Source organism: Microbacterium sp. (assembly GCF_036566905.1).
GTDB lineage: Bacteria > Actinomycetota > Actinomycetes > Actinomycetales > Microbacteriaceae > Microbacterium.
Window position 1 is genome coordinate 1 of sequence record NZ_DATCVK010000112.1, and the last position, 18896, is coordinate 18896.

Consider the following 18896-nt stretch of genomic DNA (forward strand, 5'->3'; position numbering starts at 1 on the left):
ACGCCATGGGACAGCCCGCCCGAGCCGATCGCGAACACCGGCGCGGGCAGTGCGCCGAGCGCCTCGCCGATCGTGACGAGGTGCTGGTCGGTGAGGGCGTCGAGCACGAGGCCGGCTTCGGTCGCGTTCTGAAGCCGCGCCGCGAGGTCGTCGAACTCGACGAGCGGCACCGAGCCGATCGGAAGCGTCGTCTGGCGGCCGACGTGCACGGCGAGATCGGCCTCGGTCATCGGCGTCGAGGGGTGCTGCGACATCGTCGGCTGCCGGTCGAGCCGGTACACGATGCCGCGCTCGGCGGCGAAGTGCTGGCCGAAGAGCGTGTAGCGGCCGAAGTCCGGCTGGGCGAAGAGCATCGGCACCGCGCCGTCGCCGAAGACCTCGCGAGCGAGCTCGACGACCCGGCCCAGGCTGCCGACGTGGGGCGCGGAGTCCGCGGTCGAGCAGGCCTTGTACTGCACGAGCTGGGGCTCGAGGTCCGCGAAGGCGGCGAAGACAGGTCGGAGCTCGTCGTCCATCTCCGCCGGCGCGAGGGACCGCGAGATGCCCGCCACGCCGATCACGTCGACCTCGTCCGCCGCTCGACGCAGGGTCGCGGCATCCGGCAGCCCCGTGAACAGGCGCCCGGTCCAGCCGCGCCGCGCGAACTGCAGCAACGCGTCGACGCTGCCGGTGAAGTCGTCGCCGTAGAAGGCGACGCGAGCCCTAGGCACGGACGGGGCCGAACAGCTCCGCCGCCCGGCGCAGCGCGGGGGAGTTCTCGAAGGCGTGGTCCGCGCTCTCGCCGCGCGCGGCCGATGCCCACGCCTCGCGCATGCTCGCCACCCCGGCGGCCGCACCGTCCGGGTGACCGTGGATGCCGCCACCGGCGAGCACGAGCAGGTCGATGGTGCCGACCGCGGCGTAGGTGGCGTGGGCGAGGCCGCCCCATTGTCCCGACGACAGCACCGGAAGCGTGGGCGTCAGGCCGAGGAGCGGCTCGCGCACCGCCGCGATGGAGTCGAGCACCTGGTCGTCCGTCTCGTAGAACTTGTTGCTGATCCCGTTCGTGTGCAGGTGGTCGGCGCCGGCGAGGCGCGCGAGCTTCTGCCACGCACGGAACCCTATCCCCACCTGTTCGGAGCGCCCGAACGAGCCGAACATGGCGCGATGCCCGTGGATCGGCACGTCGCTGTGGCGCCGGAGGAACTCCAGGCCGGGCAGGCCGATCAGGTTCACGCACGCCATCACGCACGTGCCGCCCGCGCCGACGACGAGGTCGTGATTCGCCTCGAGGCGCCCGATGTCGTCGGTGATGTTGAATGCGTACATGGGCTTGCGGCCGGTGCGGTCGGCGTAGCGCTCGAGCACGGGCATCACGGCGCGGACGCGCTCCGCGAGGGGCGCCGACGGCCCGTTGCCCTGCAGCTCGTCGTCCTTGATGAAGTCGATGCCGGCCTCGGCGAGCTCCGACACCACCTCGGCGAGCTCGACCGGCGAGAGGCCGATGCTGGGCTTGACGATCGTGCCGATCATCGCGCCCTCCGGCCGTCCCATCAGCCGCCGCGTGCCCTCGACGCCGAACGCCGGACCGGGATAGCGTTCGGCGAAAGCCGGCGGCAGCTCGAGGTCGACGAGGCGGATGGCCGACAGCTCCTTGATCTCGAACAGGTTGCCCGCGACCGCCGCCAGGAGGTTCGGGAGCGAGGGGCCGAAGTTGTCGAGCGGGAACCGCAGCCGCAGCCGGGCGCGACGGCGGAGCGCGGGATCGCCGACGGATCCGGGCAGCGGTGACGCGCCCGTGAGGGGGAGCTCGTCGATGGACTCGACCTGCGCGGCGAACCGCGCACGCAGGTCGTCGGACTCGCGCTCCACGCGGACGAAGGTGCCGGTGGACTGTTCGCCGGCGAGCACCTCGGCGGCGTGCTGCAGCGGCAGCGAGGTCTCGATGACGTAGGTCGCGGTGACGTGCTGAACAGGCATGCGAGTCACCAGACCAGGGGGAGCCAGACCGACATCTCGCCGGCGCCGCGGTTGCCCCACGCGAAGTAGGGGACGAGCCGCACGGGCGCGGTGGCGAGATCGATGTCGGCGACGTCGTCGTAGAGCGCGGTGTCTGCCGTGCCGGGCAGCACGACCGCCTCGGTGTCGAGGGCGACGACGCGGTGGCCGGCGATCTCCGTCTCGGCAGGCGTGAAGCTCGCGCCTCGGCGGAGCGCGACCTGCTCGAGCACGACACCGTCGGGCAGATCGGCGCTCTCGACGCAGTAGACGACGGGTCCGCGGCGCACCGCGACCTGGTTGGTGGCCTCCTCGGCGAGTCGGTGGGCGCGGAGCACCCGGACGGGCATCGGCAGCGTCAGCTCGACGAGGTCGCCCGGCTGCCATTCGCGCTCGATGCGGGCGTAGGTGCCGGGCTCGCTCACCGCCACCTGCTCGCCGTTGACGGTCAGCGTCCCGCCCGACGACCAGCCGGGGATGCGCAGATGCAGCGGGATGCCGCGGCCCGCGGCATCCGTGACGGTGAAGGCGATCCTCTCGCTCCACGGGTAGTCGCTGTCCTCGCGCAGGGCGAGCCGGCCACCGTCCTCGGTCGTGACGTCGAGCGCGCTGCCGCCGTACAGGTGGACGTACAGGCCCTCCTCGCCGACGGATGCCGCGCGCTCGTGGAAGCGGGCCAGAGTGCGCGCGATGTTCGGCGGGCAGCAGAAGCAGCTGAGGTACGGCTCGCGCAGCCGCTCGCCGGACGGCGGAGGCGGCGGTGTCGGGTGGAGGGCCGTATCGCCCGGGCGGCGGAGCGGGAAGGGAAGGTCGCGCACCTGGCGCAGCGGGTTCGTGTAGAAGTACTCCGAGCCGGCGAGGCTGATGCTCGAGAGCAGGCTGTTGAAGGCCACCTGCTCGATGACGTCGGCGTACTTGGCGTCGGCCGTGAGCGACAGCATCCGCTCGCTCCACAGGATGAGGCCGATGTTCGCGCACGACTCGTTGTGCGCCGTGGTGTGCGGCAGCTGGTACGAGCGGCCGTAGGCCTGATGCACGCGGCTGATCTGGTCCTGCCAGGGTGAGCCGTCGGGCGATGCTCCGTCGTACAGGGCCCCGGCGCCGCCCGTGATGTAGAGCTTGGTGTCGACGACGTCGTGCCACAGTCGCTCGAGCACCGTCTCCAGTTCCTGGTCGCCGTTCTCGGCGATGAGGTCGGCGAGGCCGGCGTACAGGTAGTTGGCGCGCACGGCGTGGCCCGCGACGACGGTCTGCTCGCGCACCGGGAGGCGGTCCTGGTTGTCGTCGCCGCCCTCGAAGTCGTCGCGCACCCGGATGAACGCCTCCGACAGACGCAGGTACTGCTCGTCGCCGGTCGCGCGGTAGAGGTCGATGACGGCCATGTAATGCGACGGGCAGATGGCGCTGCGGGCGAGTTGGAGCGGCTTGTTCGTCGCGAGGTCCTCGAGGAAGCCGGCGGCCTTGCGCGCGGCATCCAGCAGGGTGGTAGACCCCGTCACCTCGTAGTGGCGCACGCCGGCCGTGATGAGGTGCCCGAGGTTGTAGGTCTCGAAGTTGAAGCGGTCGGCGAGCGCGATCGCGTCCTCATGGTTGCGGCTCGAGATGATCGTCGGCGTGTGCAGGTACCCGTCGTCGCGCTGCACCGAGGCGATCAGCTGCGCGATCTGCTCGATACGGGCCGCGAGCTCAGGGTCGGGGTCGGTCTCGAGGCGGGCGATGGCGGCCTCGAGCCACTTGTAGAAGTCGCCGTCCATGAACGGCGGGCCGGCGTGCTCGCCGCTCTCGAGGCCGGCGGCGATGCGGAAGTTGGTGAGACCGGCGCTGATGGCCGGGTCGCTCAGCGAAGACCAGATCTGAGGGATCGTCACGTCGCGCGTGCGATCGTGGATGTCTCCCCAGAAGCCGCTCGCCCAGCGCGCACTGTCGGCGCCGAGGGGTCGCAGCCGGGCGTGAGCCCGGGTCGCGGTCGTGGCGGTCATGGCTGTTCCTTCCGAGTGGCGTTCAGTCTCGTGCTCGCTGCGGCATCGCGGCAAGCCAGGTTCGGTGCGGGTCAGAATAGGCAGGGTTGAAAGTTCTCGCAACACTGCATGGAAATGCAGTCTAACCCTTGAATCGTGTCAAAGTGAATAGAATTTCAGTACTGACTGTTGACACACGTCGAAATCGTGCCTACTGTCGTGCTCGTACCTTTCACCCGCATGGTCGTCGTCAAGGAGGACGCTATGAACACACGCAGCAACCGTCGCCGCATCGCGGCGCTGGGGATCGCACTCGCCGCGGTGCTGCCGCTGGCAGCCTGCGCCGGCGGAAGCGCCGACACCGACACCGGATCCTCGGAGGGAGGCTCCGGCGCCGGGGGCACCGACCCCGAGACGTTCACCGTGATGACGGCGAACGAGAACCCCGTGCTCGAGGAGCAGCTCACCGCGCTGTCCGAGGGCGCCTGCGAGGCCGAGAACGAGGCGCTCCCACTGGAGCACCAGAAGGTGGCGCAGGCCGACACCGTCCAGAAGGTCACGCTGCTGGCCAGCCAGGGCGCGCTGCCGACCCACACGATCGCGGGCACGGCGCTCATCCGTCCCGACGGCGACCTCAACGCGGCCGGCCTCGTCGGTGACCTGAAGGCCGCCCTCGAAGACGCGGGCACGTGGGACAACGTGCTGCCGGCCGCGGCCTCCACCGTCGAGCAGGTCTACGGGGGCATGTTCTCGATGCCGTACCAGTACAACATCGAGGGCATCTTCTACAACAAGGAGATCCTCGCCGACAACGGCATCGAAGAGCCCCAGACCTGGGACGACCTCGTCGACGCCGCCGACACGCTCGCCGACGCCGGTGTCGTCCCGATGACCGAGGCGGGCGCCAACGGCTGGCCGCTCACCCGCATCATGGGCATGTACATCTTCCGCAACGTCGGACCCGACGCGATGGCCGCCGTCCGCGACGGAGACGCGAAGCTCACCGACCCCGAGTACGTCGCCGGCGCGCAGGCGCTCGCCGACTTCGCCGAGGCCGGCTACTTCGGCGAGGGCTTCTCGACCCGCGACGGCGACACCTCGTCGAACATGTTCCTCACCGGCCAGGCCGCGATGACATACGACGGATCGTGGCTGCTGAGCGCGATCAACGACCCCGAGCGCAACGAGATCGGCGGCGAGAACGTCGGCTTCATGCCGTTCCCCGAGGTCGACGGCGGCAAGGGCTCGATCGACCAGTACGCGGCGAACGCGGGTGCTCCCATGATCATCAACGCCGAGCAGTTCGGCCCGAAGGTCGTCGACTGGGTGAGCTGCATCGCCGAGAACTACGGCCAGCAGGCGCTGCAGGATGCCGGCGTCATCTCGGGCTTCAAGGTCAACGGCGACGTCACCGACATCTCGGAGAACACCGCCGAGATCCAGGAGCGGATCGCGGGCATCGACGAGACCGTACTGTGGTTCGAGGCCCTGATGGACTCGAAGAGCAACTCGCTGGCATCGACCAACGTGACACTGCTCACCACCGGGCAGATGACCGCCGAGGACTACATGGCCCAGCTGCAGGCGAGCATCGACGCCAACGGCTGAGACCCCGCACCGGCTCCCCGGGCGGTCGCTCGGGGAGCCGGTTCACGACAGAAAGCAGTTCGCAGATGAACTCGATCTTCGGAGATCGGAAGACGATCTTCATCCTGCTGGCACCGGCCCTCGTGCTGTACACCCTGCTCAAGGTGGTGCCGGTGGGCTGGTCCCTCGGCCTCTCGTTCTTCGAGGGCAACTCCCTCCGCGGTTTCGAGTGGGTGGGGTTGCAGAACTTCACCACCTTCTTCACCGACCCGGCCGCTCTCCAGTCGATGTGGGTGAGCGTCTTCTTCGCGATCGTGGCCACCGTCCTCCAGGTCGCCCTGGGGTACGCGCTGGCCCTCCTCTACGTCTTCGTCCTTCGCAAGGGCTCGACGCTGGTGCGGACGCTGGTGTTCTTCCCGACCGTGCTGCCGACCGTGGCGGTGGCGATGCTGTTCCGCAGCTTCGTGGCCGTCGGCGACAACCAGGGCCCGATCAACGACATCATCAACTTCTTCGGCGGAGAGAGCGTCGAGGTGCTGGCGTCGACCGTCGGCACGATGACCACGGCCATCGCGATGACGCTGTGGAGCTCGATGGGCTTCTACGCCGTCCTTCTCTACGCCGGCCTGCTCGACATCCCCGAAGAGGTCATCGAATCGGCCCGACTCGACGGAGCCAACGGTTTCAAGCTGGTCCGGCACATCGTGGTGCCGCTGTCGCTGCCGATCCTGCTGTCGTCGATCATCTTCAGCCTCAACGCCACCCTCAAGGTCTTCGACAGCCTGCTCGCCCTCAACGGCGGCGGGCCCGGCACCTCGACCGCGCCGATGACGCTGTACATGTACCGCACGGCGTTCGAGTACGCCGAGTACGGCTACGGCTCCACCATCGCGGTGATCCTCACCGCGCTCTGCCTCGTGTTCACTCTCGCGATCTTCCGATCGTCGCGCCGCAAGGCGGAGGTCTGAAAATGACTCTGACCCAGACTGAGACCGCGTACACGGTCGCCACCCCCACGGTTCGCAAGCCCGGTCCGAGCCGCGCACGGCGCGGACTCGTGAAGGCCCTCCGCCGCCTGCCGGTGTGGATCCTCGTCGCGGTCCTGATGGTCGTGGTGCTCTATCCGCAGGTCTGGATGGTGCTGGGCTCGTTCAAGACGCAGTCGGAGTTCCTCTCCAACCCCGCCCTGTCGCTGCCCGAGACGTGGAACTTCGACAACTACGTCACCGCGCTGACGAACGGCAACGTGGCCCGCAACTGGCTCAACAGCGTGATGGTGACGATCCCGTCGGTGCTGTTCATCGTCTTCATCGGCGTCGCCGCCGGCTACGCCCTCGAGGTGATGATCTGGAAGGGCCGCAACGGGGTCCTGCTGTACATCCTCGCCGGCATCATGGTGCCCGGCCAGATGATCCTCGTGCCGCTGTTCATCACCTACTTCCGCATCGGCATCACCGACACGCTGTGGCCGCTCATCATCACGTACACCGTCATGGGCCTGCCCCTGACGACGTTCCTGATGGCCACCTACTTCCGGTCGGTGCCGCGCGAGATCTTCGAGGCGGCGACCGTCGACGGCTCCGGTCCGCTGCGCTCGTTCTTCGTGATCGGCGTCCCGATGATGAAGAACTCGATCATCACGATCGCGCTGGTGCAGTTCTTCAGCGTGTGGAACGACCTGCTCATCGCGCTGACCTTCACCACGCGGCCCGACCTCGCGACCATCCAGGTGGGCCTGCTGAGCCTGAGCGACGAGTACGGCTCGACGCAGTACGGACCGCTCTTCGCGGCCGTCAGTATCAACATCGTCGTGCTGCTGATCCTGTTCCTGACGCTCAACAAGAAGATCATGGCCGGCATGGCCGGCGGCGCCCTCAAGGGCTGAGAAGCTGGAAGGCTTGTTCGCATGACCTCGTCCGCCCCCCGCATCGCGTTCCTGCACACCGGAGCCGTGAACATCGCTCCGTTCGGGGCGCTGGCCACCGAGTTCCTGCCGGACGCGACGATCGTGAACTACCTCGACGACCGCATCGTCGCCGACCTCGGCGACGAGGAGCGGGCGGGCTCGGTGCCCGCCCGCGTCGAGGACCTCGTTCGCGCCGCCGCGGCCGGGGGAGCGGATGCCGTCATGTTCACGTGCTCGTCGATCTCGGAGCTCGCCGCCCCCGCCGCCGCTGCGGCCGGAGTGCCGGTGCTGCGCGTCGACGAGGCGATGGCGGATGCCGCGGTGCGGGCCGGACGCCGCATCCGCGTGCTCGCCACGCTGCCGACCACCTGCCGGCCGACGCTGGGACTGCTGCAGGAGCGTGCCGCCCTCGCGGGCGTGGACCCGGAGTTCTCGAGCGAGGTCATCGAGGGTGCGTTCGCCGCCGTCGCGAGCGGCGATCGGGCCACCCACGACCGGCTCGTCGCGGCCGCCATCGAGCGAGGCGCGGCCGAGGCCGACGTCGTCGTGCTCGCCCAGGCGTCCATGGCGACCGCCGCCGACGCGGTCTCGGTCGACGTTCCGGTGCTCACCAGCCCGCGGCTGGGCGTCGAGCGCCTCGCGGAGTCTCTCGCCACCCGCTGAGGCCGAACAGTCCGACGTCGCAGCCGGGTTCTGCGCGTTTCGTCTCGCTCGTTCCTCGCTCGCTCAACGACCGGGATGAGGCGGAGAGCGTCGATCGCTGAGCGAAGGGCGCTCTGGCGCCCGAAGACGAAACGCCATGACCGACGGGGAAGCCCGGTCCCGCCGTCAGCGCGCGGCGAGGGCCTCGGCCGAGCGCAGGTCGGTCACGAGCGTCGTTACCCAGTCGCCGGCGAGGGCGCCGTGGATCGCCTCGAGCTTGCGGTCTCCGCCGGCGATGCCGACGCGCCGCGGGATGCGGCGCAGGTTGTCGACGGTGATCGCGATGATGCGGTCGTCGACCGCACCGCGCACGAGCGAGCCGTCGGCGCGGAAGATGCGGTGGCAGATGTCGCCGACGGCGCCCTGGTCGAGCAGGTCGCGGCGCTCCTCGGCGGCGAACGCGTTGCCGCTGGTAGCCAGCACGTCGGAGGGCTCGATGCTGCCGATGCCCATGATCGCCATCGTGAGGTCGTTCCAGTGGCGCGCGACCTCCTGCATCGACGGATCCTGCAGCAGGCTGTCGCGGATCGCCGGGTCGCCGACGACGCCCGGCGCCTGCACGTAGACCGGCTCGGCGCCGAGCGTGCGGGCCAGCTCGCCGAGGATGCGGTTGGAGTGGCTCTGCGCCTCGGGGGCGCCGACGCCGCCGAGCAGCTGCACCACCTCTGTGGCCCCGCGCACGGTGAAGGGCCGCATGCGGTCGACCATCGCAAGGATCGTCTGGCTCCACGACGAGACGCCGATGCGGTCGCTCCCCGAAAGTGTCGCCTCCAGGTAGGCGGCCGCTCCGGCCCCGAGCGACGCGAGCAGCTCGCCCTCATCGGCGTCGTGGTCGACATCGACCACGACGGCCTCGGCGAGCCCGTACTTCTCCTCGAGCTGCTCTTCCAGCTCGGCGTAGACGCCCGGCGCGACCGTGACGATCGTTCGCACGATGCCGACGGATTCCGCGCGCTTGAGCAGACGCGAGACCTTCGCCTGTGAGATATTGAGCGCGGCCGCGATGTCGGCCTGGCGAACGCCGCGCTCGTGGTACATGCGCGCGACCTTGGTGAGCAGGCGCACCTGCCCGTCTGCGGGCCGGGTGTAGGGCGTCAGGGGCACGGCGGTCTCCGATCGTGGCGATCCGAGGTGTGTATTCGGATTCGCTAACGAAAGGATATTCACTCTGAGCCCGTGAAGCCAGCCCGAGTTCTGCTGCCTAAAGCCTGCTCAGTGCGAAAAACGAGTCGAATGCCGGCATCCACCCCCGCCTGGCGGGGTCGCCGCCCCGCCTTCTCGCGCGCGAACGCGGGGACCGCGGATGCCGCGGCACGCGGCATCCGCAATGCCCCGAAGCGTCAGAGCTGAGACGTGCCCGTCGCGGTCGGGATCAGACGGGCGCGCCGACCTCCACCGGCACGTGGACGACACGGGTGTGGGTGCCGGGGCTCAGCGTCTCCTCCGGAGAGCCCTCGAGGTCGAGGACGGCCTCGGCGCCGACGGGCACCGTGACCTCGACATGGAGCTGCCCCTCCGCGATGCGCCACGAGATCGCCGCCTCGCCGTAGGCGGTGAGCTGGCGGGCCGAGGCGGAGGCCAGCCCGCCGCCGGGGCGCGGGGCGAACCGGATGCGCCGGTAGCCGGGGGCGTCGGGGGCGAGGCCGCCGATGACGCGGTGCATCCAGTCGGCGACGGCGCCCAGCGCGTAGTGGTTGAACGAGGTCATCTGGCCGGGATTGACGGTGCCGTCGGGCAGCAGCGAGTCCCATCGCTCCCAGACCGTGGTCGCCCCCTGCTCCACCTGGTAGAGCCACGACGGGCACTCGCGTTCGAGGATGAGGTCGTAGGCGGTCGGGACCTGTCCGCTCGCGCTCAGGGCGTCCGAGACCAGCGGCGTCCCCACGAAGCCGGTCGCGATGCGGTTGCCCGCCTCGTGCACGAGCTGGGCGAGACGTGCGGCGGCGGCATCCCGCTTCCGTGGATCGGTGATGAGCTCGAACCGCAGCCCGAGGGCGTACGCGGTCTGCGCGTCGCTGGTCATGGTGCCGTCGTCGTTCACGTAGGCGCCCTCGAAGGCGGTCACGACCTCGTCGGCGAGCGCGTCGTAGTGCGCCCGCTCGTCGCCGAGCCCCAGCACCCCCGCCATGCGCGCGACGGTGCGCGCGGACTTGGCGAAGTAGGCCGTCGCGACGAGGTAGCGGTCGGTGAGCGCGTCGGCCGGGTCGTCCGGCGGCGCGGCCGGGTCGAGCCAGTCGCCCAGCTGGAAGCCGGTGTCCCACAGTCGCGTCGGGCCGGAGAGCCGCTCGAGCAGATCGACCCAGCGGCGGGCGCTGTCGAACTGCGCACGCAGCACCCCCGTGTCGCCGAAGCGCTCGTACAGCGTCCACGGCAGCAGGGTGGCGACGTCGCCCCACGCGGCGCCGGGGCGCATGGGCGTCCACTTGTCGACCGCGGGGATCACCGGCACGTACCAGGGCACCGTGCCGTCGGGGAGCTGCTCGATCGCGACGTCGCGGAGCCAGCCTGAGAGCATGCCCGACACGTCGAACAGCGTCGAGGCGGTCGGGCCGAAGACCTGGATGTCGCCTGTCCACCCGATGCGCTCGTCGCGCTGCGGGCAGTCGGTGGGGATGTCGACGAAGTTGCCGCGCATGCCCCACACGACGTTCTCGTGCAGGCGGTTGAGGGCGGGGTCGGACGACTCGAACCAGCCGGTGCGCTCGAGGTCGGTGTGGTACACCCGGGCCACCAGTGCGCCGGCCGCCGCGTCGGCGTCGAGGTCGCTGGGCCACCCCGTCACCTCGACGTAGCGGAAGCCGTGGAACGTGAACCGCGGCTCCCACTCCTCGGCGTCCCGGCCGGCGAGCGTGTAGTTGTCGGTCGAGCGCGCCGCGCGGAGCGGCCGGGTGTAGATCTCGCCGTCCTGCATCACCTCGGCTGTGCGCAGCGTCACCGTGGTGCCGGCGTCGCCCGAGACCCGGATGCGCACGCGGCCGACGAGGTTCTGCCCGAAGTCGAGGATGCGTGAGCCGCTGGGGCCGGTGAGCACGTCGATCGGCCGCAGCTCCTGGGTCGCGCGAACCGGCGGTGCCGTCGGGGCGACGAGGGTGGCGGGGTCTCGGTGGCGCTCCTGCACCCCGTCCCAGCCGGAATCGTCGAAGTCCGCCGTCGACCAGCCGGGCTGCTCCTCGCGTGCGTCGTAGTCCTCGCCGTCGTAGAGGCCGCTGTGCAGGATGGGGCTGGGCGCAGAGCGCCAGGACGCGTCGGTCGCCACGACCTCGCGAGTGCCGTCGGCGTAGGTCAGCTCGAGCTGGCCGAGAAAGGACTGGTCATACCCGTAGACGTTGCGGAAGCCGCCCCGCCAGCCGAGCCGCCCCCGGTACCAGCCGTCGCCGAGCCAGGCGCCGAGCGCGTTCGCACCAGGGCGCAGGAGGCCGGTGACGTCGTACGCGTAGTACCGCAGCCGGCTGCCGTACACCGTCCAGCCGGGCGAGAGCGTGTCGTCGCCGACGCGCTCGCCGTTGAGCTCGGCCTCGTAGACGCCGTGCGCGGTCGCGTAGAGGCGGGCGCGCACGATGTCGTCGCGCACCTCGAACGCCCGGCGCACGAGCGAGGGCCGGCGCTCGTCGGAGTGCGGGTTCTCGTTGCGGAAGGCGCCCACCGGGCGCGCGACCCAATCGCCGGGCTCGAGCAGGCCGGCTTCCAGGACGGTGGGGGCGGATGCCGCGGACCACGCGCCATCCTCGCCCCTGACGGCGATGCGCACCGTGGCGATCTCGCGCGAGCGCAGCGGGTCGGCCGGCCAGTCCACGAGCACCTGCTCCGGCGAGTCGATCACGTAGGTGGTGACGTCGCCGTCGCGGCCGAGCTCGACCGAATACGCGGTCTGACGCCAGCCGGACGGTGCGGAGGAGACGCGCCACGAGAGGCGCGGCATCCGCTCGCCGATCCCGAGGGGTTCGCGGTGGTGTTCGATGCGGGGTGCGTCGACGGTGACGGACATCCGTGGCCTCTCTCCGTGCGCCCGCCTGTCGAAGGTCGACAGCGAGCGGAAACTGAAACGTTTCGGTTTGATGTGTACAGTGAGTGTGTCACTCAGTTCGAAACGTTTCAAGTCGAACCACGGATCACGGCACGGAGGGGTACGAGATGCGGATCGGCGTCACCGGCAGCGGAGGCAAGCTCGGGCGTGCCACGGTCGAGCGGCTGCGCGCCGACGGCCACGACGTGATCGGGTTCGATCTCGCCGGAACGCCGGGGCCGGGCTTCACGCGCGTCGACCTCACCGACTTCGGGCAGACGCTCGACGCGTTCCTCTCCGTGACCGCGCGTCATGACGGGCTCGACGCCCTCGTGCACCTCGCGGCGATCCCGGTGAACGGGCTGGTGCCCGACGCCGCCACCTTCCACAACAACGTCACCGTCTCGTTCAACGCGCTGTTCGCGGCGCATCGCGCGGGCATCCGCACGATCGTGCTCGCATCGAGCATCACCGCGATGGGCTTCCCGTTCGAGGAGGCACCGCCGTCGCTCCCCGTCGACGAGGCCTACACCAGCGCGAACAACACGTACGGGCTCGGCAAGGTCGCCGAGGAGGCGATCGCCGCGCAGCTCGTCAGGTGGGGCCCCGACACCTCGATCACCGCGCTGCGCTTCACCAACGTCGTCGGCGCCGACGAGTACGCGACGTTCGACCGCGCCGCCGAGCCGGACTACCGCCGCGACCTCGTCGGCTCGTGGATCGACGCCCGCGACGGCGCGCTGGCGGTGGCGCTGGCGCTCGCGGCGGCGCAGCCGGGCTTCGAGGTGTACAACGTGGCCGCTCCCGAATCGGGCAACGCGCAGCCTTCGCGCGAGGTCGCGGCGCGCTGGTTCCCGGGCACCGCGATCGCCGACGACCTGGGCGAGTTCGAGTCGCTCATGTCGACCCGCAAGATCCGCGAGCGACTCGGCTTCGCCGCCGAGCACGACTGGCGCTGACATGTCGCGGCAGGGGGTGGGGCAGGGCGCCCGGCCGGGCATCCGGCAGGTCGCTGCTCGTGCCGGCGTGGCCGTCGGCACGGTCTCGGCGTACCTCAACCATCCCGATCGCGTCTCCGCCGAGCGGGCGCGGCGCATCGCCGAGGCGATCGACGAGCTGGGGTTCGTCCCCAGCAGCGCGGGCCGACAGCTGCGGCTCGGGGTGAGCAGTCTGATCGGCTACCTCTCACCCGACGTCAGCAACCCGCACTTCAGCGAGATCGCGCAGGAGGTCGAGTACCGTGCCGAGCGGCTCGGCATGACCGTCTTCTTCGCGCACTCCCACGGCGACCGCGAGCGCGAGGACGCATACCTCGAGGCGTTCGAGCAGCGGCAGGTCCGCGGTCTGCTCGTGTCGTCGTTCGAGCCGATCGAGAGCCGGCTGAAAGCGATGCGCGACCGCGGCACGCCGTCGGTGCTCGTCGGCCGCCGCGCCTACGACGAACGTCAGCCCTCCGTGTCGATCGACGACGTCTCGGGCGGGCGCCAGGCAGCCGAGCACCTCATCGAGAACGGATGCCGCCGCCTGGCGTTCGTCGGCGGCCCGCTGCCGGTGCAGCAGGTGACCGACCGGCTCGACGGCGCGCGGCAGGCCACGGACGCACATCCGGACGTCGGCGGCCCCGAGGTCCTCGAGGTCGCGGACCGCTCGATCGCGGCCGGCCGTGCCGTGGGAGCGGCCCTGGCCGCCCGTCCTGCTGCCGACCGCCCCGACGGCGTCTTCGCCGCCAACGACGTGCTGGCCCTCGGCGTGCTGCAGGCGCTGGTCGCCGGCGGCGTCTCGGTGCCCGGCGAGGTGGCCCTCGTCGGCTACGACGACAACGAGTTCGCCGAGGCGTCCCTCATTCCGCTCACGAGCGTCCGCGCCCGTCACGGAGACTTCGGCGCCGCAGCCGTCGACCTCCTCTTCGAGGCGATCGAGCGCGAGACCGGCGCATCCCCCGACACGGCCCCGGCGCACCGCGGGGCGACCGCCGCCCAGCGCGTCTTCGCCCCCGAGCTGATCGTGCGCGAGAGCTCTCGCCGGCTCACTCCCTGACTTCGCACCACCGCCCACGGATACGACATCGAAGGAGAATCCCCGTGTCCTCTGAGCTTCGCGCTCCCCAGTCCTCCGAGCTCTACCGGCCGATCGAGCTGACCTTCGAGGGGGCCGACCTCATCCCCGCCGACCGCACACCGCTCACGCTGCGAGCCCGGCACGAGGCGTCGGATGCTGAACGTGTCGTGCCCGGTTTCTGGGACGGCGGCACCACCTACCGCGTGCGCTTCGCGCCGGACCTCGAGGGGGAGTGGTCGTGGACGACCGAGAGCGAGGATGCCGCCCTCGCCGGCCGGACGGGCACGCTCGACGTGGTGCGCGGCGCCGAGCACGGACCGGTCCGCGTGGCGCACCGCTTCCACTTCGCCCACGCCGACGGCACGCCGTTCCGCCCGGTCGGAGCGACCGCCTACAACTGGCTGCACCAGGAAGAGCCGCTGTTCTCGTCGACCGTGGATGCGATCGCCGAGGCCGGGTTCAACAAGTTCCGGTTCATGGTCTTCCCGCAGGGCGGCGGCTACATCGAGCACGTCCCCACCCTCATGCCGTTCGAGAGGACCGGCGGCCGCTGGGACGTGACCAAGCCGGTGCCCGAGTTCTTCCAGCGCCTCGACCGTGCTGTCGATGTGCTCGGTGAGCGCGGCATCCAGGCCGACGTGCTCATCTACAACGCCTACGACCGCGGCCAGTTCGGTCTGAACGAGCTCACCGAGGAGGAGGATGCCGTCTACCTCCGCTATCTCGTGGCGCGACTGGCCGCGTACCCGCACGTGTGGTGGTCGCTCTGCAACGAGTTCGATCAGCTCGAGCGCCCGGCCGAGCGCTGGGACCGCACCGGCGCGCTGCTGGCCGAGATCGACCCCTTCGACCATCTGCGTTCCATCCACAACTGGATCGAGCTGTACGACAACAACAAGCCGTGGGTGACCCACGCATCCCTCCAGAACGGCTCGGCCACGACGGACTTCGGCCGCGCCAACCTGTACCGCGACGTGTACGGCAAGCCGGTCGTCCTCGACGAGATCAAGTACGAGGGAGACATCCCCGACCGGTGGGGTCACCTCAGCGCCGAGGAGCTGGTGCACCAGTTCTGGGTCACCACGGTGGCCGGGTGCTACGCCTCGCACGGCGAGAGCTTCGTGACCGCGTCAGGGAGCCTCCACATGGTCGAGGGCGGGCCACTCCGGGGCGCTTCGCCCGCGCGGCTGGCGTTCCTCCGCCGCGTCCTCGAAGAGGTCGAGGGCGCGGGGCTGGATCCCATCGACAAGTGGGACGACCCGGCGCACGTGGCCGGCATCCCGCGCCGTCTGTACGTGCAGTACCTCGGCCGGTCGGCGCCGGCGACCTGGGAGTTCCGGCTGCCGATCGGGTTCCCGGGCGAGCGGCCCGAGCCGGGCGACACATTCGAGGTCGACGTCATCGACACCTGGAACATGACGATCACGCCTGTCGGCCGGCGCTTCACGCTCGACGATGTGCGGCGCAACGATGCCTACGATCAGGCGTCCGCGCCGATCGAGCTGCCCGCGGGCGAGGCACTGGCGCTGCGCATCACGCGCGTGGCGGGCTGACCCGTGGTCGCGGCATCCGATCGCCTGAAAGCCTGGCGCAGCGGACCGCGCCTGGGAACGGCGTACTACAACGAGTACCTGCCCGACCCGTCGCGGCTCGAGAGCGACCTTCGACTGATGACGGATGCCGGCATCACCTGCATCCGCGTCGGCGAATCGGTCTGGTCCACCTGGGAACCGCGCGACGGCGAGTTCGATCTCGAGTGGCTGACGCCCGTGCTCGACGCGGCGCACGCGCACGGGATCGACGTGATCCTCGGCACGCCCACGTACGCCGTGCCGCCGTGGCTCGAGCGTGCGCACCCCGAGCTCGCGGTCGTGCGCAAGGACGGCAGCGCCGTGCCGTGGGGCGGCCGCCAGGAGGTGGACTACACGTCGGAGTTGTTCCGCCGCTACGCCGAGCGTGTCATCCGCGCCGTGATCGGCCGGCATGGCCGGCATCCGGCGGTCATCGGGGTGCAGCTCGACAACGAGGCCGGCCTGCACCTGATCCACAACGACCACGTCGTCGGGCGCTTCCGCGACTGGGTCGCCGACCGCTACGGCGATGTCGACACGCTCAACCGCGCGTGGGGGCTGACGTACTGGTCGCACCGCATCGCCGAGTGGGACGAGCTGTGGGCGCCGTCGGGCAACACGACCCCCGCCTACGACCTCGCCTGGCGGCGGTTCCAGGCCGAGCTGACCGCGGACTTCATCGGCTGGCAGGCCGACCTCGTCCGCCCGCTCGTGGCCGACGACACGTTCCTCACGACCTGCATCGCCTACCAGCGGCCCGCGATGGACGACGTCGCCGTCGGCGCGCGGCTCGACATCGCCAGCGGCAACGCGTACTACCTGGCTCAGGACGCGCTGGACCTCGAGCGTGAGGGCGCGGGCGGCCAGTGGTACGCCGACGACGTGCCGCAGTTCGTGCTCATGGCCGACCGCATGCGCGCCTCCCGACAGGGCCCGTTCCTCGTCACCGAGACGGGTGCGGCCTCCATCGGCCCCGCCTGGCTGACCCGTCCGCCGTACGACGGGCAGCTCGCCCAGGCGGCGTGGCTGCTCGTCGCGCGCGGGGCACGGCTCGTGTCGTACTGGCACTGGCACACGCTGCACTCCGGCGCCGAGGTGCACTGGGGCGGCATCCTCGGTCATGACCTCGAACCCGGGCGCATCCACTCCGAGATCGCCGCGATCGGCCGGCAGTTCGCTGCGGCGGCGCCCTGGCTGACGGATGCCGAACCCGACGCCGACGTCGGCCTCGTGTACGCGCACGACAGCGAGTGGATGATGACGTTCGAGCCGCCGCTTGCGCGCGCCGCCGATGCCGACCGCGGCTCGTACGCGCGGATCGTGGGCGCGTTCGGACGCGCCGCGGTCGATGCGGGGCTGCAGGTGGGATTCGTGAACGACCGGCAGCTGCCCGACGCGGGCGAGCTCGTGCGGCGATACCCGGTGCTCGTCGTGCCGGGGCTCATCGCGGCATCCGATCCGACGCTCGAGACGCTCGTCGAGTACGCCCGCCTCGGCGGGCGGCTCGTGATCGGCCCGCGCACCGGGTACGGCGACGACGAAGGCCGCATGCGGCCCGTGCGGGCGCCCGCGATCGTCGGACCGGCGGCCGGCATCGGTTACCGGGAGTTCGCGGCCCTCGCCGAGCCGATCGAGGTCGAGCGCGACGGCGCGGTCGTCGGCACCGCCCACGGCTGGGTCGACGGGCTCGGGCCCGACGGCGCCGACGTCGTCCTCGGGTACCGGCATCCGCTGTTCGGCCGATGGGCGGCGGTCACGCGTCGCGAGGTCGGTCTGGGCACCATCACGACCGTCGGCACGCTCCTCGACCGCGCGACGCTCGCCTTCGTGATGACGGATGCCGCGGCCCACGGCTCCGGGCGCGATGCGGACACGATGTCTGCGAACCCGGGCGCCCCCGCCATCCTCGCGGCGCGCCCGGCCTCGGTCACCGCGCACTCCCTGCTGGGCGCTCAGGGCCGCGTATGGGTGGTGCACAACTGGTCGCCGCAAGGCCGCACGATCCGGATCGTGGCGGACGCGGCATCCGTCCTCGACGGCGCGGTGCACCGGGCGGGCACGGAGGTCGAGCTCGCGCCCTGGGATGTGCGGGTCTGGCGCGAGGCGCTCCCCGTCATCGCATCGAGCGCCCCTCCTCCTGAATCAAGTGGAAAGGGTTGAACGTGGACGCCGGGAGCGGGCGGTGGCGGCGAGGGTCAGAGCGGTAGGAACGACCCCGGCGGCACCTCGGCGGTGCGGGTCGTATCGTTGGGAAGCTCGACCTCGATCCGTCGAGGGTGAACGTCGAGGTTGGCGACCAGAACGGTGTCGCTGCCGGCGGTGCGCGCGCCGAGCGCCCAGACGAGACCGTCGGGGGAGTCGCCGCGCAGGCCCGGTGCACCTGCCAGCGCGGCGAGTGCCGAGACCGCGGCGAGCACGGGAAGGGCGGTGCCGTCGGCCGTGCGGACGCCGCGCGGCCCCCATTCCTCGAAGTAGGCGAGCGTGGCGACGCCGGGCACGGCCAGGGCGGCCGCGCTGGCGACGGTCCACGCGGCGAGCTGCGGTGCCCACTGCCGTGCATCGACCGCGTCGAGCAGCGCTGAGCCGTAGCCGTCGCGGAGGTCGTCGTGCTCGGGCATCGGCGGAGGAGTCGTCGCCACGTCGTTGAAGTGCGGACGCAGCGAGATCGGACCGATGTGAACCGGGATGCCCGCCGCGATGCTCACGCCCTGCGTGGCGACGATCCGCTGCATCGGCAGCGACTCGACCAGCTGCGCGGTGCTGAGGCTGTGGAACAGCGGCGTGCTGCTGAACACGATGCCGTCGAGCCCGCGCGGGAGGCGATGGTGCTCTCTGTTGAGCTCGGTGAGATGCGAGCGCACTCCGCCGACGACGGCGATGTCGAGTCCCACCTCGGCCAGCGCGTGGCGCAGCCGGGCGATCGCGTCGAGATCGGAGACATGGCGCGCCGGGCCGGTGGCTGGGAACGCGGTGACGCGCGCGATCGGGAGGCCGCGGAGCGCGTGCACGGCCTCGTCGATGCTCGCGGGGTCGGACTCGTCGAGCACGAAGCGGACGTCCAGCGGGCGCGGGGCGGCTTCGTCTCGCGGGCGCTCGCTCGGCGAGCGGCGGCTCGGATCGGCGGGATGCCGGCC

At 70.9% G+C, this 18896-nt stretch carries 14 protein-coding genes; 8 read left to right on the forward strand and 6 right to left on the reverse strand.

Annotated features, from left to right (window positions below; translation table 11 throughout):
- The 3 genes from VIP82_RS08275 to VIP82_RS08285 all read right to left on the reverse strand — a co-directional run.
- Nucleotides 1-710 (reverse strand): four-carbon acid sugar kinase family protein (locus VIP82_RS08275; RefSeq protein ID WP_331907506.1); only part of this gene is annotated, 710 nt, incomplete at its 3' end.
- On the reverse strand, nucleotides 703-1959 hold the full coding sequence (locus VIP82_RS08280; protein ID WP_331907508.1) for a ribulose-bisphosphate carboxylase large subunit family protein: 1257 nt from the start codon (nucleotides 1957-1959) through the stop codon (nucleotides 703-705). The genes VIP82_RS08275 and VIP82_RS08280, both read right to left, overlap by 8 nt.
- Nucleotides 1960-1964: 5 nt before the next feature.
- Nucleotides 1965-3956, reverse strand: coding sequence for a glycoside hydrolase family 127 protein (locus tag VIP82_RS08285; RefSeq protein WP_331907510.1), 1992 nt, complete (start codon nucleotides 3954-3956; stop codon nucleotides 1965-1967).
- A gap of 243 nt (nucleotides 3957-4199) precedes the next feature.
- Between VIP82_RS08285 and VIP82_RS08290 the strand changes: the two genes are divergently transcribed.
- The 4 genes from VIP82_RS08290 (at nucleotide 4200) to VIP82_RS08305 (ending at nucleotide 8091) form a co-directional block, all read left to right on the forward strand.
- Entirely contained in the window at nucleotides 4200-5543 is a 1344-nt protein-coding gene (locus VIP82_RS08290) for an ABC transporter substrate-binding protein (RefSeq protein ID WP_331907512.1), read from the forward strand.
- A gap of 65 nt (nucleotides 5544-5608) precedes the next feature.
- Nucleotides 5609-6490 (forward strand): carbohydrate ABC transporter permease, encoded by an 882-nt coding sequence (locus tag VIP82_RS08295; RefSeq protein ID WP_331907514.1) that lies wholly within the window; start codon nucleotides 5609-5611, stop codon nucleotides 6488-6490.
- 2 nt (nucleotides 6491-6492) lie between these two features.
- Entirely contained in the window at nucleotides 6493-7407 is a 915-nt protein-coding gene (locus tag VIP82_RS08300) for a carbohydrate ABC transporter permease (RefSeq protein WP_331907516.1), read from the forward strand.
- Nucleotides 7408-7428: 21 nt separating this feature from the next.
- The gene (locus VIP82_RS08305) at nucleotides 7429-8091 is read left to right on the forward strand and encodes an aspartate/glutamate racemase family protein (protein ID WP_331907518.1); all 663 of its coding nucleotides are present in this window, start codon (nucleotides 7429-7431) and stop codon (nucleotides 8089-8091) included.
- 165 nt (nucleotides 8092-8256) lie between these two features.
- On the opposite strand, the gene VIP82_RS08310 is transcribed toward VIP82_RS08305, so the two are convergent.
- A complete protein-coding gene (locus VIP82_RS08310) occupies nucleotides 8257-9234 on the reverse strand; it encodes a sugar-binding transcriptional regulator (RefSeq protein ID WP_331907520.1) in 978 nt (325 codons plus the stop codon).
- A gap of 268 nt (nucleotides 9235-9502) precedes the next feature.
- Nucleotides 9503-12115 carry a family 78 glycoside hydrolase catalytic domain gene (locus VIP82_RS08315; RefSeq protein WP_331907522.1) on the reverse strand — a complete coding sequence of 871 codons (2613 nt, stop codon included), beginning with the start codon at nucleotides 12113-12115 and terminating at the stop codon, nucleotides 9503-9505.
- A 146-nt stretch (nucleotides 12116-12261) separates the two neighbouring features.
- On the opposite strand from VIP82_RS08315, the gene VIP82_RS08320 reads away from it, so the two are divergent.
- The 4 genes from VIP82_RS08320 to VIP82_RS08335 are packed head-to-tail and all read left to right on the forward strand — an operon-like array spanning nucleotide 12262 to nucleotide 17922.
- Nucleotides 12262-13092, forward strand: a complete 831-nt coding sequence (locus VIP82_RS08320; RefSeq protein ID WP_331907524.1) for an NAD-dependent epimerase/dehydratase family protein — start codon at nucleotides 12262-12264, stop codon at nucleotides 13090-13092.
- Nucleotide 13093: 1 nt separating this feature from the next.
- Nucleotides 13094-14170 carry a LacI family DNA-binding transcriptional regulator gene (locus VIP82_RS08325; protein WP_331907526.1) on the forward strand — a complete coding sequence of 359 codons (1077 nt, stop codon included), beginning with the start codon at nucleotides 13094-13096 and terminating at the stop codon, nucleotides 14168-14170.
- A gap of 44 nt (nucleotides 14171-14214) precedes the next feature.
- Nucleotides 14215-15744, forward strand: coding sequence for an apiosidase-like domain-containing protein (locus VIP82_RS08330; RefSeq protein ID WP_331907528.1), 1530 nt, complete (start codon nucleotides 14215-14217; stop codon nucleotides 15742-15744).
- 3 nt (nucleotides 15745-15747) lie between these two features.
- Nucleotides 15748-17922, forward strand: a complete 2175-nt coding sequence (locus VIP82_RS08335; RefSeq protein ID WP_331907530.1) for a beta-galactosidase — start codon at nucleotides 15748-15750, stop codon at nucleotides 17920-17922.
- 35 nt (nucleotides 17923-17957) lie between these two features.
- On the opposite strand, the gene VIP82_RS08340 is transcribed toward VIP82_RS08335, so the two are convergent.
- Nucleotides 17958-18896: D-apionate lactonase family protein (locus VIP82_RS08340; protein ID WP_527250127.1), on the reverse strand; the 939-nt coding region annotated here is incomplete at its 5' end.